Source organism: Streptomyces sp. NPDC047028 (genome assembly GCF_040644095.1).
GTDB lineage: Bacteria > Actinomycetota > Actinomycetes > Streptomycetales > Streptomycetaceae > Streptomyces.
The window spans coordinates 1-15,439 of the sequence record NZ_JBEYVS010000062.1 but is presented as its reverse complement, the minus strand read 5'-3'; the positions used below and the strand labels follow the sequence as shown (position 1 = coordinate 15,439).

At 69.3% G+C, this 15,439-nt stretch carries 14 protein-coding genes and 1 tRNA gene; 6 read left to right on the top strand and 9 right to left on the bottom strand.

Annotated elements, in window-relative coordinates:
- Positions 1-61: 61 nt before the first annotated feature.
- Positions 62-1,081, bottom strand: coding sequence for an MraY family glycosyltransferase (locus ABZ854_RS33920; protein ID WP_361218928.1), 1,020 nt, complete (start codon positions 1,079-1,081; stop codon positions 62-64).
- A 252-nt stretch (positions 1,082-1,333) separates the two neighbouring features.
- On the opposite strand from ABZ854_RS33920, the gene ABZ854_RS33915 reads away from it, so the two are divergent.
- A complete protein-coding gene (locus ABZ854_RS33915) occupies positions 1,334-3,616 on the top strand; it encodes a (Fe-S)-binding protein (protein ID WP_361218925.1) in 2,283 nt (760 codons plus the stop codon).
- A gap of 179 nt (positions 3,617-3,795) precedes the next feature.
- Here ABZ854_RS33915 and ABZ854_RS33910 read toward each other — a convergent pair whose 3' ends face one another.
- From ABZ854_RS33910 to ABZ854_RS33900, 3 genes are read right to left on the bottom strand one after another with little or no spacing between them, the layout of a single operon-like run.
- On the bottom strand, positions 3,796-4,122 hold the full coding sequence (locus tag ABZ854_RS33910; RefSeq protein WP_361218922.1) for an antibiotic biosynthesis monooxygenase: 327 nt from the start codon (positions 4,120-4,122) through the stop codon (positions 3,796-3,798).
- Positions 4,119-4,832, bottom strand: coding sequence for a response regulator transcription factor (locus tag ABZ854_RS33905; protein ID WP_361218919.1), 714 nt, complete (start codon positions 4,830-4,832; stop codon positions 4,119-4,121). The genes ABZ854_RS33910 and ABZ854_RS33905 overlap by 4 nt, the downstream gene beginning before the upstream one ends.
- Positions 4,829-6,076 carry a histidine kinase gene (locus ABZ854_RS33900; RefSeq protein ID WP_361218917.1) on the bottom strand — a complete coding sequence of 416 codons (1,248 nt, stop codon included), beginning with the start codon at positions 6,074-6,076 and terminating at the stop codon, positions 4,829-4,831. The genes ABZ854_RS33905 and ABZ854_RS33900 overlap by 4 nt, the downstream gene beginning before the upstream one ends.
- A 143-nt stretch (positions 6,077-6,219) precedes the next feature.
- Here ABZ854_RS33900 and ABZ854_RS33895 point away from each other — a divergent pair, with 143 nt between their 5' ends.
- From ABZ854_RS33895 to ABZ854_RS33885, 3 genes are all read left to right on the top strand, one after another.
- Positions 6,220-6,546 carry a DUF4190 domain-containing protein gene (locus ABZ854_RS33895; RefSeq protein WP_361218914.1) on the top strand — a complete coding sequence of 109 codons (327 nt, stop codon included), beginning with the start codon at positions 6,220-6,222 and terminating at the stop codon, positions 6,544-6,546.
- Between the two features lie 233 nt (positions 6,547-6,779).
- The gene (locus tag ABZ854_RS33890) at positions 6,780-8,246 is read left to right on the top strand and encodes an FG-GAP and VCBS repeat-containing protein (RefSeq protein ID WP_361218911.1); all 1,467 of its coding nucleotides are present in this window, start codon (positions 6,780-6,782) and stop codon (positions 8,244-8,246) included.
- A 107-nt stretch (positions 8,247-8,353) separates the two neighbouring features.
- Positions 8,354-9,394 carry a Yip1 family protein gene (locus ABZ854_RS33885; protein WP_361218908.1) on the top strand — a complete coding sequence of 347 codons (1,041 nt, stop codon included), beginning with the start codon at positions 8,354-8,356 and terminating at the stop codon, positions 9,392-9,394.
- A gap of 74 nt (positions 9,395-9,468) precedes the next feature.
- Here the strand turns inward: ABZ854_RS33885 and ABZ854_RS33880 are convergent, their stop codons facing one another.
- From ABZ854_RS33880 to dcd, 3 genes are all read right to left on the bottom strand, one after another.
- Entirely contained in the window at positions 9,469-9,717 is a 249-nt protein-coding gene (locus tag ABZ854_RS33880; RefSeq protein ID WP_361218905.1) for an SCO4226 family nickel-binding protein, read from the bottom strand.
- 137 nt (positions 9,718-9,854) lie between these two features.
- Positions 9,855-10,364 (bottom strand): phosphoribosyltransferase, encoded by a 510-nt coding sequence (locus tag ABZ854_RS33875; protein WP_361218902.1) that lies wholly within the window; start codon positions 10,362-10,364, stop codon positions 9,855-9,857.
- An 8-nt stretch (positions 10,365-10,372) separates the two neighbouring features.
- Positions 10,373-10,948, bottom strand: coding sequence for a dCTP deaminase (gene dcd, locus ABZ854_RS33870; RefSeq protein WP_129307833.1), 576 nt, complete (start codon positions 10,946-10,948; stop codon positions 10,373-10,375).
- 513 nt (positions 10,949-11,461) lie between these two features.
- On the opposite strand from dcd, the gene ABZ854_RS33865 reads away from it, so the two are divergent.
- Positions 11,462-11,535, top strand: a tRNA-Gly gene (locus ABZ854_RS33865).
- Between the two features lie 652 nt (positions 11,536-12,187).
- Entirely contained in the window at positions 12,188-12,592 is a 405-nt protein-coding gene (locus ABZ854_RS33860) for a hypothetical protein (RefSeq protein WP_361218899.1), read from the top strand.
- Between the two features lie 59 nt (positions 12,593-12,651).
- Here the strand turns inward: ABZ854_RS33860 and ABZ854_RS33855 are convergent, their stop codons facing one another.
- Together ABZ854_RS33855 and ABZ854_RS33850 are read right to left on the bottom strand one after the other, a co-directional pair.
- The gene (locus tag ABZ854_RS33855) at positions 12,652-13,131 is read right to left on the bottom strand and encodes an ASCH domain-containing protein (protein WP_361218896.1); all 480 of its coding nucleotides are present in this window, start codon (positions 13,129-13,131) and stop codon (positions 12,652-12,654) included.
- Entirely contained in the window at positions 13,128-15,194 is a 2,067-nt protein-coding gene (locus ABZ854_RS33850) for a GNAT family N-acetyltransferase (RefSeq protein ID WP_361218893.1), read from the bottom strand. The genes ABZ854_RS33855 and ABZ854_RS33850 overlap by 4 nt, the downstream gene beginning before the upstream one ends.
- Between the last annotated feature and the right edge of the window lie 245 nt (positions 15,195-15,439).

Genomic DNA, 15,439 nt, shown 5'->3' with positions numbered 1-15,439 from the left:
GCTCAAGTGTGCATGACCCTCGCCACTGGGTCAACAGACCTGAGTCAGCTGGACTCAACTCTTATCCGTTCCTTACACGCAATGAGCCTGTGACCTGCGGCGGAGCGTCCCGCCGGGGCGAATGGACCGGCACCCGAAGGAGTACGAGGACGGCCAGCAGCGCACCGCCGCCCACCCACAGCGCGCCCGCCGTCCCGGTCCACCCGGTGTGCACGAGCACCCCCACGAGCACCGCCGAGAAGCCGGCCGCGCCCAGCAGGACGACGGCACCCTGCGGGGTGATCCCGAGGCGCCGCAGCCGGTGCGCGAGGTGGTCGGGGCCGCGCCGGTGCAGCGGACGCCGGGCCACCCGCCGGGAGAACACCACGAGGACGACGTCGGCGGCGCCGACCGCGCCGAGGCAGAACAGCACGCCCGCGCTGGGCGCGAGCGAGTACCCCGCGCGCGTGAAGACGGCACCGGCGGACAGCAGGAACCCCGTGAACAGCGACCCGCAGGCACCGAGCCCCACGCGCGCGGGGTGCCAGTTGTGCATCAGGAACCCGGTCAGGGCGGCGGCGAACACGCTCAGCAGGACGGCGAGCCCGTCCATCACCTCGGCGGCCGCACAGGCCCCGCAGCCGAAGGCGGTGATCACCCCGACCGTCCCGGCCAGCCCGTCGGCGTGGTCCAGCCCCCGGAAGGCGAGCGCGGAGAAGGCGATCCAGCCGACGGCCAGCATGCCGCCCAGGAAGCCCGTCTCGTCGTACGGCACCACACTGGCCGCCGCCACCGCCGTGCCGGTGATCAGCACGCGGGGTCTGAGCGGCCACACGTCGGCGATCAGCCCCAGGAGGGCCACCGCCCCGCCGGCGACGAGCAGTCGGCCGACGCCCTCGCCCAGCGGAGCGACACCGGTCCACTGACCGGCCCAGGTGACGCAGCAGGTGACGGCCACGACGGCGACCCCACCGAGCACCGGCACCGGTCGCCGGCACCGGCGGTCGACGATTCCCGCCCGCAGTCCGGGCACCCGCAGCAGCGCCACGAGCAGGGCGGTGAGGAGCAGGGCGGCGGAGGCTGCGGCGATCCCGTATAGCACAGGTCTAAGTTAGGCGCGAATGTAGCAAAACTGGATGAATAACACGATCGGATTGCCTACCCATGACACAGGTGTGCCGCGGAAACCTTCCGTCACCTCGGGGGAGGCCCAGGAAGGCGCCCCTCAGCGACTCAGATCACCCCGCGCCCGGCTGCATCCCGACGGAAGATGGGGGTAGTCTCAGACGGACTGCATAAGTTACCGCTTAGTAATGTAACTCAGTAATCTTTCAAGGCCGCCTCAGGAGCCCCCATGCAACTCGCCGCGATCATCGTGTCGCTGGTCCTGACCGTGGTCGGCGTTGCCCTGCTCGCCCGTGCCATCGGTCAGTTCGTCCGGTACTTCAAACTGGGCCAGCGCGTCCCCGCCGGCACCCGGACGGACAACCCGTACCAGCGCAGCGTGACCCTGGTCCGGGAGTTCCTGGGCCACACCCGGATGAACCGGTGGGGCATCGTCGGCTTCGCCCACTGGTTCGTGGCCGTCGGGTTCCTGACCCTGCCGCCGACCCTCGCGCAGGCGTTCGGCCAGCTCTTCCAGGCGGACTGGACGCTGCCGGTCATCGGCGACTTCCTCCCCTTCGAGATGTACACCGAGTTCATCGGTGTGATGACGACCGTCGGCATCGTCGTCCTGATGACGATCCGCCTGCTCAGCCTGCCGTCCCGGCCCGGCCGCAAGTCCCGCTTCGCCGGCTCCAAGGCCGGCCAGGCGTACTTCGTCGAGTACGTCATCCTCACCATCGGCCTCGCCATCTACGTCCTGCGGGGCCTGGAGGGCGCGCTGCACCACGTGGACGGCTACGAGGCCGGGTACTTCGCCTCGTACCCCCTGGTCCTCGCCTTCAAGGGCCTGAGCCTGACCGCGCTGCAGAACTTCGTCTACTTCGTCGCGATGGTCAAGATCGCCACCTCGTTCATCTGGATGATCGTGGTGTCGCTCAACACCAACATGGGTGTGGCCTGGCACCGCTTCCTCGCCTTCCCCAACATCTGGTTCAAGCGTGACGCGAACGGTGGTACGGCCCTCGGCGCCCTGCAGCCGATGACGTCCGGCGGCAAGCCGATCGACTTCACCGACCCCGGCGACGACGACGTCTTCGGCGTCTCCCAGGTCGAGCAGTTCTCCTGGAAGGGCCTGCTGGACTTCTCCACCTGCACCGAGTGCGGCCGCTGCCAGTCGCAGTGCCCGGCCTGGAACACCGGCAAGCCCCTCTCCCCCAAGCTGCTGATCATGTCGCTCCGGGACCACGCCCACGCCAAGGCGCCGTATCTGCTCGCGGGCGGCGGCAAGACGATGGAGGGCGAGGAGAAGGCGTCCGAGGAGCAGCTCGCCTCGGTGCCGGCGTCCGCGCTCGCCGAGGCCGAGCGTCCCCTGATCGGCACCGCGGAAGAGAACGGCGTCATCGACCCCGACGTCCTGTGGTCCTGCACCACCTGCGGCGCCTGCGTCGAGCAGTGCCCCGTCGACATCGAGCACGTCGACCACATCGTCGACATGCGCCGCTACCAGGTCATGATCGAGAGCGCCTTCCCCTCCGAGGCGGGCACGATGCTCAAGAACCTGGAGAAGAAGGGCAACCCCTGGGGCCTGGCCAAGAAGCAGCGCCTGGAGTGGACCAAGGAGGTCGACTTCGAGGTCCCGGTCGTCGGCAAGGACATCGAGGACCTCACCGAGGTCGAGTACCTGTACTGGGTCGGCTGCGCCGGCGCCCTGGAGGACCGCGCCAAGAAGACCACCAAGGCCTTCGCCGAGCTGCTCCACATCGCGGGCGTCAAGTTCGCGATCATGGGCGGCGACGAGAAGTGCACCGGTGACTCCGCCCGCCGCCTGGGCAACGAGCCGCTGTTCCAGGAACTCGGCATGGAGAACGTCATGTCCCTCAACGCCGCGTTCGGCGAGGAGATGGACGACGACGGCAAGGTGACCGAGGAGTCGCGGAAGCCCAGGTCGGCGAAGAAGATCGTCGCCACCTGCCCGCACTGCCTCAACACCCTCGGCAACGAGTACCCGCAGCTCGGCGGCGACTACGAGGTCATCCACCACACCCAGCTGCTCCAGCACCTCGTCGACGAGGGCAAGCTGATCCCGGTGACCCCGGTCGAGGGCATCATCACCTACCACGACCCGTGCTACCTGGGCCGCCACAACAAGATCTACACGCCTCCGCGCGAGATCATCGGCAAGGTCCCGGGCCTGCGCAACGAGGAGATGCACCGCCACAAGGAGCGCGGCTTCTGCTGCGGCGCCGGCGGCGCCCGGATGTGGATGGAAGAGCGCATCGGCAAGCGCATCAACAACGAGCGCGTCGACGAGGCGCTGTCGGTGAACCCCGACATCGTCTCCACGGCCTGCCCGTTCTGCCTGGTCATGCTCACCGACTCGGTGAACGGCAAGAAGAACGAGGGGGCGGCGAAGGAGTCGATCCAGGTCGTCGACGTCGCCCAGCTCCTCCTGGACTCCGTCAGGACACCGGCCGACCCGGCGGGCGAGTCCGAGGAAGAGAGCGCCCCGGAGCCGGAGCCGGTGAAGTAACCCCGGTCCCACGATCGACGGTGCCCCCCTGACCCGCACAGGCAGGGGGGCACCGTCGTATTCCGGGTTGGACTGCCCCTGAAAGGGGCGCGGGGCTGTGCCTATATGCGGCTCCGCCGCGTGGGCGCGACCAGCCACGACGGCGCCGCAGACGGGGACGACACCGCACCCCGCGGCGCTCAGCCCTTGGGCGCAGCCTGCTGCACCACATCGAACGACCACAGCGTGGCCCCGTCGGCAGCAGGCTTCGGCCGCTCACCACCCCCCTCGCCGCCGCCCCCGTGGGCGCCCCTCATCGACCCCTCCATCCACGCCCGGAAGGACTCCTCGTCCCGCCACCGCGTGTACACCAGGTACTGGTCGGTCCCTTCGACGGGCCGCAGCAGCTCGAACCACTCGAACCCGTCGGCCCCGTCCACGGCGCCCGCCCGCGAGGCGAACCGCTTCTCCAGCACCTCCCGCTGCTCGGCCGGCACGGACAGCACGTTGATCTTCACGACGCTCATGGCCCCCATCCTCCTCCCTCGGCGAGACCCGGTACCACGAGGCCGGACTCGTAGGCGATGACCACCGCGTGGGTGCGGTTCTGCGCGCCGAGTTTGGTCAGGACGTTGCCGACGTGCGTCTTGGCCGTCTCCAGGCTGACCGTGAGGAGTTCGGCGATCTCGGGGTTGGACCGTCCGGTGGCCATCAGCCGCAGCACCTCCTCCTCCCGGCCGGTCAGCGCCGCCTTCGGCAGGGCCTCGGCCGAGTCCAGCGGGCGGGCGGTGACCATCCGGCTCAGGGCCGCCGGGAAGAGGATCGCCTCTCCGGCCGCCGCCACTCGCACGGCCTCCGCGATCTGCGGGACGGGGAGCCGCTTGAGCACGAATCCGCCGGCGCCCGCGCTGAGCGCGGCGGTGACGTAGGCATCGTTCTCGAAGGTGGTGATCACCACGACCTTCGGCGGCGGCGCGACCGGGCCGGCGAGGAGCTGCCGGGTGGCGTCGATCCCGTTGAGGCGCGGCATCCGCACGTCCATCAGGACGACGTCCGGCCGCAGCTCCCGCGCCCGCTCGACCGCCTCGACGCCGTCGGCGGCCTCGCCGACCACGGTGATCCCCGGCTGCACCGCGAGCAGCGTGCGCAGGCCGATGCGGGTCACCTGGTCGTCGTCCGCGATCAGGAGGGTGATGGACTCCTCCCGGCCGGACTCCCGCTCGTCGGGGGCGGTCACGGCGTCGGCCGTACGGGCAGCCGGACCGCCAGCCGCCACCGCTCGGCCCCGTCCGGGCCCGCCGAGAACTCGCCGTGCAGCAGCCGTACCCGCTCGTCGAGTCCGGGCAGGCCGTGCCCGGAGGTCGGGAAGGACCCCGCCGGGGCGGCGGCCCGCGTCCCGGTCCGGTTGACCACGCTCAGCTCCAGTACGTCCGGCGCGGACCGCACCCCGACCTGGATCGGGCCGCCCATTCCGTGCCGCAGCGCGTTCGTCAGCCCCTCCTGGAGGATCCGGTACGCCGCCCGGGACAGCGTCCCCTGCACCTGCGCCAACTCGCCCGTCAGCTCCGGCTCCACCACCGCCCCGGCGTGCCGCAGCCGGTCCATCAGCTCGGGCAGGTCGGCCAGGGTGCGTTGCGGCGCCGTCCCCGCGGCCTCCTCCCGCAGCACTCCCAGCGCGTAGTCCAGGTCCTCCAGCGCGGCCCGGGACGACTCCTCGATACTGCGCAGCGCGGCCCGCGCCGCCACCGGGTCGGCGGTGAGCACCTCGCCGGCCACCGCGGCCTGGATCGTGGTGGCGGTCAGCGTGTGCCCGATCGAGTCGTGCAGTTCGTGGGCGAGCCGGTTGCGTTCGGCCAGTCGCAGTTCCCGCTCGGCGGCCAGCGCGAGCCGTTCCGCCACCGACGGCCCCAGCAGCCGCGGCGCCAGCCATCGCAGGGCGCCCGACACCGCCGCGCACACGGCCACCGCCAGCAGCAGGCAGCAGAGCGCCGCCACCCAGCTCCCCCAGCCGCCGGTCAGCCGCGCCGACCAGCCGAACAGCGTCAACTCCCCCTGGGAGTCCAGCCAGTTCCCCGGAAGGACCACACCCGCGATCGTCAGCACGGCGGTCAGCAGCATCCCCGCCCACCCCAGTGCCACGTGCAGCACCAGCCAGAGCGGGGTCCGCAGGCGATCGGCACCGGCCGGACCCGCCGCCCCCGCACGAGGGGCCACCGGATCGGGCAGCGGCACGTCCAGCAGCTTGCGGGCGCCGGCGACCAGCACCCGCCGTGTGCCGGCGGCCAGCCCCAGCGCACCGATCAGCGCCGCCCAGACCAGTAGGACGACCACGATCCCCACGGCCTCCGGAGCGGAGCGCCACGACAGCACCGGCAGCGCGGCCAACGGCAGCAGCGGAAGGCTCGCGAGCGCACCGCCGTAGGCGAAGAGCGCACCCGCGTAGGTGGAGCCGCGCAGCAGCGGCCGAAGTCCCCTGATCATGGCGTCAGTATCGCCGGACGGCCCGGCGCCGCCCTCCCCCGATCGGGGGAGCGACATCCCCCTCTCCGCCGCGATGTCTCGCACGGGGTCCGCATCCCATGATCGTGCCCCGACCACCTCACAGAAGCAGAAGGAGACGGCGGATGAGCACGCAAGCAACCAACGACAGGAACGGACTGGCCGTGACCGCCATGGCACTCGGCACCATCGGCCTGGCCGGTTCGATCGTCTCCGTCGGCGGCCTGCTCGGCGTCGTCGGCCTCGTCCTGGGCGTCCTGGCGCTGAGGAAGGCCGCACGGACCGGCGTCGGCCGGACCCAGGCCATCACCGGTCTGGTCACCTCGGCCGTCGCGATCGCGATGTCCGTCGCGGTCGCGTTCGTCGCCGTGTGGTTCGCCCACAGGACTCAGGACTGCTACCAGTACAACCACGTCCACCAGTGGGCCCGGTGCGTCCAGCGGCAGTTCTGACGGCCGGCCCCGAGCGAGAGCGGGACGGCTGAAGCGGCCCCAGGGTTCCCCCCAGCCCCAAGAAACTCAAAAATTACCGAACGTACGTACAACCCTTACTTCGTGAGCGGGGTCTCCTGTGCGCTGACGGCTCCGTGACCCCTGGGACAACCCACGGCGAACACGGACAGTCCGCACCCCATTGACTGCGGATGCCCGCCAGGCATCCCCCGCATGCCGCAGGAGAAACCCGCATGCACATGCACCGGCGAATCGCTCTCGCGACGGCCACCGCGGCCGCGCTGACGGGCGGTCTGCTCACCTTCGTCGCCTCGCCCGCGTCGGCCGCCGACTCGGCCCACGTGGCGAAGGCCGACTTCAACGGCGACGGCATCGGCGACATCGCCACGTCCGCGCCCACGGCCTACATCAGCGGCCACAAGGGCGCCGGCGCGGTCGTCGTCCTGTACGGGTCGTCGAGCGGCGTCACCTCGTCCAAGCACAAGACCCTCAGCCAGGACTCCCCGAACGTCCCGGGCAGCGCCGAGGCCGGCGACGGCTTCGGCAGCGAGACGGCCTACGGCGACTTCAACGACGACGGCTACGACGACCTCGCCGTCGGCACCCCGTACGAGAAGGTCGGCACCGACACCAACGGTGGTGGCGTCACCATCCTGTGGGGCTCCAGCAGCGGCCTGACCGGCAAGTCCACCGGCCTCGTCGACCCGTCCCCCGGCTCCCACGACTTCTGGGGCAAGGACCTCGCCGCCGGCGACTTCGACGGCGACGGCAAGGCGGACCTGGTCGTCGGCTCCAACTCCAGCACCCTGGACCTGTACCGGGGCGGCCTGAAGAGCCACGGCAATGTCAACCCGCCGATCGAGCCCGGCACCAACGACTACCCCTACGGTCCGCTGAGCCTGACCGCCGGTGACGTCAACGGCGACGGCCTGACCGACCTGGTGGTCGACGGCTACGAGACGAACACCGCCATGGGCTGGAACACCAACTACTGGCTGCCCGGCTCCACCACCGACGGCCTGAGCGGCTCCACCGCCAAGGCCCTCAAGCCCGGCATCATCACCGCCATCGGCGACATCAACAAGGACGGCTACGCCGACATCGTCAGCGGCGCCGGCTGGGACAACGTCACCGACGACGGCACCCCCATCCCGGACTCCTCCAACGGCGGCCGGGTGAACATCACCTACGGCTCCTCCGCCGGCCCGGCGTCCACCACCGCCATCAGCCAGAACTCGGGCAACGTCCCCGGCACCAACGAGAAGGGCGACGGCTTCGGCTGGGACCTCGACCTCGGTGACGTCAACGGCGACGGCTACCAGGACCTCGTCGTCAGCACCCCGGACGAGGACATCAGCGGCATCAGCGACACCGGCCAGGTCACCGTCCTGTACGGCTCCAAGTCCGGCGTCAACACCACCTCGGGCGCCCAGGCCTTCGCCGAGAACACCCCCGGTGTCCCCGGCACCGCCGAGAAGAACGACCTGTTCGGCGCCGACGTCAAGCTCGACGACGTCACCGGCGACGGCAAGGCCGACCTGGTGATCGGCTCGTACGAGAACGACGGCAACGGCGGGATCACCTTCCTGCGCTCCAACGGCTCGAAGATCACCACCTCCGGGGCCGGCATCATCTCGCCGACCTCCGTGAGCATCAACACCACGGGCGTGCCGCAGTTCAGCTCGAACTTCGCCGACTGAAGCCGATTGAAGCCGACTGACCGCACACCGTCCGGGGTCCGGCCCGCGAGGTTGACGGCCGAACCCCGAGACAACCCGGAACGAGCCTGCTGACGGCCCCTTAGGGGATGTCACAGGTCGGCCGCAAAGCCGGGCCCGCACAGCCGGGCCCGGCACCTCGCCGTCCGGGAGCAGGTACGTTCGAGGACGTGGCTGGATTCAGGATCGGACGCGGGGGCCGTGACAACCGCACCCCCCAGGGACAGCAGGCCCCGCAGGGACGACAGGCCCCGCAGGGACAGCAGGCGCCACGGGGGCCGTCGTACGGCAGGCAGGGACCGTCGTACGGCCGGCCGTCGGCGCCCTCGTCGCCGTACCCCCCGCAGGGGCAGCCGGGACAGCCGTACGGCTACCCGGGGCCGGGCGGCGGGGACGGCCCGGAGTACTTCGACGGCGGCAGCGGCTACGCCCGGGGCGGCTACCAGGGGCCGGGGCAGAGCGCCCCGCACGACCCGTACGCGGCGAACAGCCCGGGCCACACCCAGGCCTTCTCCGTCGACGAGGCCGCCGGCTACACGCAGGGCGCGACCTACCACGCCGGCGCGGCCGCGCCCGCGGGCCCCAGCGGTCCGCCGCTGCACTGGAAGGACCTGCTGCGGGGCGTCGTCCTCTCCCCGAACCAGACGTTCCTGCGGATGCGCGACTACACGATGTGGGCCCCGGCGCTCGTCGTCACGTTCCTCTACGGCCTGCTCGCCGTGTTCGGCTTCGACCACGCCCGCGAGGACGCGATCAGCGCCACGCTCTCCAACGCGGTGCCGATCGTCCTGGTGACGGCGGTGGCGATGGTGCTGAGCGCGTTCATCCTCGGCGTGGTCACCCACACCCTGGCCCGTCAGCTCGGCGGCGACGGCGCCTGGCAGCCCACCGTGGGCCTGTCCATGCTGATCATGTCCCTCACGGACGCGCCCCGCCTGCTGTTCGCCATGTTCCTCGGCGGCGACGCGGGCTTCGTGCAGCTGCTGGGCTGGGCGACGTGGATCGCGGCGGGCGCCCTGCTGACCCTGATGGTCTCCCGCTCCCACGACCTGCCCTGGCCGAAGGCGCTGGGCGCGTCGGCGATCCAGCTGATCGCCCTGCTGTCGATCGTGAAGCTCGGCACGTTCTAGCCCGCGAAGGCCCCCGGTCCACTGGACCGGGGGCCTTCGACCTTCCGTCTCCGGTGCTCCGGAGGAGCTTGCCTTCACACGGTCAGGGGAACCGCGTGGACTTCGTCGGCCCGATGACCAGCACGTTCGTGGATACGCTGGACCGCTTCGGCCGAGGGGGCCTCGGAGAGGCAGTAGACCGTGCCGGACTCCGGGTCCGCCCATGCCTTCTCGAAGTGGACGCCTTCCTCCTGTTCAATGGCGAGATCGGCCCCGTGGGCCTGCTTCAACTGGTCGGACGTGATGCCGTTCATCCCGTGGTGGACATCCATGAACTTGGGCATGATGCCGCGCCTCCTTCCGGCTCTCGCGGCCCGGCGAGTGCCGGGTCGCGCCTGCCGGCGCCATCATGTCCATCCTGTGCCCGTACGCCCCTGACGGCGACACGGGCAGGCCGGAAGCTACCGGGCGCGGGCGCGGGTCAGAGTGCTTCCCTGTTCACCTTGGGCGCCGAGCCCGTCTTGTGGACGGGCGGCAGGACGCTCCACGGGAAGTTGATCCATTCGTCGGTGCGCTTCCACACGTACTCGCACTTCACGAGGGAGTGGGACTTCTCGTAGATCACGGCGGAGCGGACCTCGGCGACGGTGTCGAGGCAGAAGTCGCGGACCAGCTTGAGCGTCTTGCCGGTGTCCGCGACGTCGTCGGTGATGAGGACCTTCTTGTCGGAGAAGTCGATCACGTTCGGCACCGGGGCGAGCATGACCGGCATCTCCAGGGTGGTGCCGACGCCGGTGTAGAACTCGACGTTCACCAGGTGGATGTTCTTGCAGTCCAGGGCGTACGCCAGCCCGCCCGCGACGAACACGCCGCCGCGGGCGATGCTCAGCACGATGTCGGGCTCGTAGCCGTCGTCGGCGATGGTCTGCGCCAGCTCGCGGACGGCGTTCCCGAACAGCTCGTAGGTCAGGTCCTCCCGGACGTCGCTCATCTGCTCGCTCACACCTGGGTCCGATGGAAGTTCAGGAAGGACCGGGAGGCGGTCGGCCCGCGCTGGCCCTGGTACCGGGAGCCGTAGCGCTCGCTGCCGTACGGGAACTCGGCCGGCGAGCTGAGCCGGAACATGCACAGCTGGCCGATCTTCATGCCGGGCCACAGCTTGATCGGCAGCGTGGCCAGGTTGGACAGCTCCAGGGTGACGTGGCCGCTGAAGCCGGGGTCGATGAACCCGGCGGTGGAGTGCGTGACCAGTCCGAGCCGCCCGAGCGAGCTCTTGCCCTCCAGCCGCGACGCGAGATCGTCGGGCAGGGTGATCACCTCGTACGTGCTCGCCAGCACGAACTCCCCGGGGTGCAGGATGAACGGCTCGTCGCCGTCCGGCTCCACCAGCCGGGTCAGGTCGGCCTGCTCCACGGAGGGGTCGATGTGCGGGTACCGGTGGTTCTCGAACACCCGGAAGTACCGGTCCAGCCGTACGTCGACGCTGGACGGCTGCACCATGGATTCGTCGTAGGGATCGATCCGGACCCGCCCGGCGTCGATCTCGGCCCGGATGTCCTTGTCTGAGAGAAGCACGTCCCGAGGATACGCAAGGCGCGCGGAGCCGTGACAACCACGGCACCCACACGCCCCGTCCTTCTCACACGCCCCTATCGCTTCTCCAGGGCGACGGGCACCGCACTGCGGAGCCGGGCACACCTGGGACACCTCACGAGCCGACCCGGACCGAGTCGCTCGGCCTGCTGCATCGGGAACGAAGCGGCGCTGAAGACGTGCCCGTCCGCACAGCGGACCACGGTGCGTTCCATCAAGTCCCTCAAGTCCCTTCCCCAAGAGCCGTATCCGGCTTGCTGCCCTGCCGACAAAAGGCACATTACGGGATCAAAGACTCGACTCTCCAGGCGGCACTCCGGTCCGCCCCGGGACCCTTCTCACACCTCCACCGTACGCCCCAACTCCACGCCCCGGCACGGGGATCCCCCCGCCCCACAACGCACCGGGCCCCCGGGCTCCGAGCACCGGGGGCCTGCCATGAGGTACAGTGAGCGAGCATCCGGACACCCCGACTGCTCGGGCCGTCCGCATCACGCGGGTGTAGTTTAATGGTAGAACATCAGCTTCCCAAGCTGAGAGCGCGAGTTCGATTCTCGTCACCCGCTCCACTTTGAACCCCCTGGCCATTGGCCCGGGGGTTGCTTGTTGTCTAGACCATTTCGGGGGCTTCACGCCCTCCGCGTGCCCTAAGTGCAGGTCGGCCCCTCTCCTCGGGGTGCAGGCGCGCAGGTTGGGGCGACAGGATGCCCGACCGTCTCGAATTATGAGATGCATTTTCGGTGACCTGGGTCACAGTGCGTGCAAACGGCGGGCAAGTCGCCTACGCAAACAGGGACTTGCTGACCGACAACCCTGCTGGCAGCCGCGCGAGCACCGCTTCGACCGTTCCGCCCTGCCGGTGTCGGCCGGTGGTCCACAATGCGCGGCATGTCCACCAGGTACACCCGCTCCCGAAGACGCCGTCCAGCCCCGCGGTGCGGGCGCCGCACCCAGAAAGGGACGCCCTGCAAGCTCCCCCAAGAGATAGGCCGTGGCTGCCGCCATCACGCCACACGGGCCGAGCGCGAAAGCGCAGAGGCGGAGGCCGAGGTCCGAGCCGAGAGAGCACGGCAGCGGGCCGAGCGAGAGCGGAAGAGGATTCGCGCCGGCCTCGCTCTCGCCACCTTGGCGCTGGTGACAGGTCTGGGCTCCTGCGCGTGGGACTCCTGGAAGGACGACGGGCATGAAGCTGCATGCAGCCCGCTCCGAACCAGAGCACACATGCTGAGCAACAACGCGCAGGCGGTCCGAATCCCTCTCGTGTCCGCCACAGACCCGAGCATCCTCGCCCTGCAGCTCGGACTCGAGTTCCCGGACGACCTTGGAGACCTCAACGCCACGTCGGCCACCGAGCTGGACATCTCAGAGGCGTACAGAGAGAAGCGCGAGCTGGCTGGGCAGGCAGCACACGTCGTCCTCGACCATCGGGATTGCTTCAACGACCTCTACACCGATCAAGCCTCCCGCATACAGCGGTCACCTGCGGAAGTCAGCGAAGTAGTAATGCCCTCCCCCGCACACTGCCGTGACGGATGGCCCTCTACGTCCATCGGACGGCAGGGGGCGTGTTCCCATCACGGCGGCGTCGTTCCTGGAAGCCTGTGGGCCACTCTGCTCTTCGCCTAGTCCAGGCAAATCGGCCCGTCAGAGTGTGCACTGACCAGACTGTCATCAAGTGGCACGCCCTATACCGGCACTACGTCCCCCAGCGCCTCTCGAAGGGCAGTGCCCACGACAGGCCCGGCTGCCGCCACCTGCCGAAGGTCATCGCTCTTCATATAGCGGTAGCTCTGCGGCGGGTGGAAGGTCCCTGCCGCGCGCAAGGCGTTGAGCGTGACCGGCTGCTCGAAGGACACAGGGTCCTCCAATGTGAGGCCGCTCGCCTGAGTGGCACCGCTCATATAGGCGTCGTACTCGCGTCGAGTGATCCCTGTCTGGGCACGATGCGCCGACCAGACCTCCTTGGGGGAGGCCACATGGACCGAGGCGATGCGCGCCATGCCCACCAGGGCCATGGTGGGCGCGGTCGCGTAGAGCAGGACAGGCGTTCCGGGAGGCGCGGCGACGCGTTGGCGGCGGACCTCCACCGTCTTGCTGCCAGCCAGGATCGCGGTGGCGAAGCGCGGGTGGACGGACAGCAGCATCGCGCGTTCCGGATCGTTCACGTCTTTCGGTGCCCCTCTTCGTAGACCGCCTGGAACAGGTCGTTGCTGATCTTCGACAGCGAGATCAGCGAGTTCGATGACCAAGGTAGTCCCAGCTCCCCGGCCAGCGAGGTCAATCGCCTCAGCGTCACCGGCCTGGGGAAGATCTCGGTGTCCGAGAACCTCAGAGCCATGGCGTGACCTGAGGCATCAGCGGCTTTCTGAACCTCGACTCGACCATATACGCCCAGGTGTTCGAATTTCGAGAACAGCGCATCGGGTGTGTCGATGAGCACCTCGTCCAGCCGCGAACTGCCCACGATCATCTGGCTTTCCACACCCGCGGGACCTTCACTGACGTACCAGAGAAGGCGGGCGGGAACGCTCTCGCCTCGATGCCCCGACGAGCGGTAGTAGACGTGCTCCCGACTGATGCCCAGAACGTCGCCGCGCGGCAGGAGCATGGCCGGGACGTTGAACAGTTCGGTGGACCAACGCGGTTTGATCGGCACCATGAAGGACGGCAGCCCGGAGTCGATGACCTTCGCCGGCCACCAGGCGCGTTCCACCACAGCGGCTACCTCGGCGGGCATGCCCTCATGCAGGGCGGCTGCCTCCACGGTCAACTCGCGAGCGAGCCCGCCGGCCACTGCCTCCACCTCAGCCGCCGTACCGCATACGTTCACCAGGAGAGCCACGAGCCTGCCGTCGTGCTCGAAGAAACCGTCATCCCCACCGGCTGTCTTGGCTACCGCCGAAGGATGCGGGTCGGTGATTCGAATGATCTCCGCGCCGCAGTCGCGACCAAGGCGCTTGAGCAGAAAGAGAAGCTGCCTAGCCAGCGTCTCTTCGAGCGGATGGTCTGCGGTGCGGAGCACAGGGACCACCAGGGTCCGTCCGTCCAGCGCCCACGCATAGAGGGCTACGGGGTGCCCCTCCCCGTCCCGCAGCAGTTCGCGGCGCCATACGACCGTGTCGGCGGCCAGAGAGCGCAAGCGTTCAGCAAAGGCCGATCCGTCGTCCTCGCCGGACTGGTTGAAGAAAGCGACTAGCTCGTCCTCGGCGCCCGGGGATACCTCCATGGACCGGAAGTCCGTGCCCATCAGGTCGGCCGGGCGGTAGACCTGGGCCTGCCGAAGCTCGTCCACATGCAGCGTCACCGTGGCGGGCGCTACTACACGAACCCTGGCAACCTCCCAAGCCACGTCCGCCAAGCGGGACAGGAGGGGGTTCCGAGTGGCCAGCACGCGGAGACCGGCGCACGAGGTCTCGGCCACGTACTGCGCGCAGCGACGGAGTGCCCCGTCGTCAGGCTCGTCCGGGAGTGACTTCTTGGTCGCGCTGAGCAGCTCAGCCGTTCGTTCGGCCACAGCCTCAGGGGCAGGAGTGAGCTGACACAGCCCAGACAGCGCCGCCCGCTGGTGCTGGCGCTCGGCGGTGTCGGCGATATCGCGGATCTGATGGACCAGTTGGGGCGTGTAGGCAAGCTCGACTAGATCCGTCATCCAGCCCGCTTCCAGTGCCCGGGATTCCTCTACGTCGGTTGTGTAGGTGAGTCCCCGGAGATCGGCGAATACCCCGTGGTCGACCGCCACCACCAGCAGGGCATCGCTCTCCACCTCAGTGAAGAGATGGGGGTGCCCGAGATCCAGCCACCATCCGTCGAGGATCTCCCCATCCCGGCCGCGTCCGCGTACCTCGCCATGCGGGACGAACCCCAGGCTCGTCCACATGCCGCTGAGGTTGTAGTTCCGACGGCACTTGGCCTTGATGCCGAGCCGTTGTGGATACCCCTTCTTGATCTCCTCCACCAGTTGTCGTGCGATGCTCCTGCCGCGCTGCTCCTCCGCCACGCAAAGGTGGGCCAGGCGTATGTGCGCGCTCCTTTTCGGGAGCCCGAACAGTGCGTAGCCGATCACCTCGTCCGCTTCAACGGCTACGAGCAGTCCACCGTCTTCGGCTGCCTTGATGTACGCGGGAGGCTTCAAGAGCCCCAACGTCTTGGTATAGCGGTTGCCCAGCATGATGGCCTTGTCGATCAGCTCATTCTGCGCAGGTGCAACCGACAGCAGCTTGATCGCCACTACTCCCCCTCCAGAAGGGCCGGCCGAGACCAGCCTCAACTCCCCTGTCAGTACATACAGGGAAAGCTGATCTCAACGGAAGCCGTGCCTCAAGGGGGCACGAGGGGCGCACGGTGCTGTAGCGGCAACCCCAACACGGCTACCGGCGTAGCGAACCCGATCGGGTTCGCTACGCCCGGCGCGATGCGGCCCGTGCGGCAGCCGCTGAGCAGGCGGAACGCGACCGGCAGGCCGCGGCCGCCGCC

Bases quoted from the DNA above. Each gene is read 5' to 3' on its own strand.
- ABZ854_RS33900 (WP_361218917.1), bottom strand. From the start codon at position 6,076: ATGATCAGGGGACTTCGGCCGCTGCTGCGCGGCTCCACCTACGCGGGT.
- ABZ854_RS33915 (WP_361218925.1), top strand. From the start codon at position 1,334: ATGCAACTCGCCGCGATCATCGTGTCGCTGGTCCTGACCGTGGTCGGC.
- ABZ854_RS33860 (WP_361218899.1), top strand. From the start codon at position 12,188: ATGCTGAGCAACAACGCGCAGGCGGTCCGAATCCCTCTCGTGTCCGCC.
- ABZ854_RS33895 (WP_361218914.1), top strand. From the start codon at position 6,220: ATGAGCACGCAAGCAACCAACGACAGGAACGGACTGGCCGTGACCGCC.
- ABZ854_RS33885 (WP_361218908.1), top strand. From the start codon at position 8,354: ATGTCACAGGTCGGCCGCAAAGCCGGGCCCGCACAGCCGGGCCCGGCA.
- ABZ854_RS33910 (WP_361218922.1), bottom strand. From the start codon at position 4,122: ATGAGCGTCGTGAAGATCAACGTGCTGTCCGTGCCGGCCGAGCAGCGG.
- ABZ854_RS33880 (WP_361218905.1), bottom strand. From the start codon at position 9,717: ATGCCCAAGTTCATGGATGTCCACCACGGGATGAACGGCATCACGTCC.
- ABZ854_RS33875 (WP_361218902.1), bottom strand. From the start codon at position 10,364: ATGAGCGACGTCCGGGAGGACCTGACCTACGAGCTGTTCGGGAACGCC.
- ABZ854_RS33890 (WP_361218911.1), top strand. From the start codon at position 6,780: ATGCACATGCACCGGCGAATCGCTCTCGCGACGGCCACCGCGGCCGCG.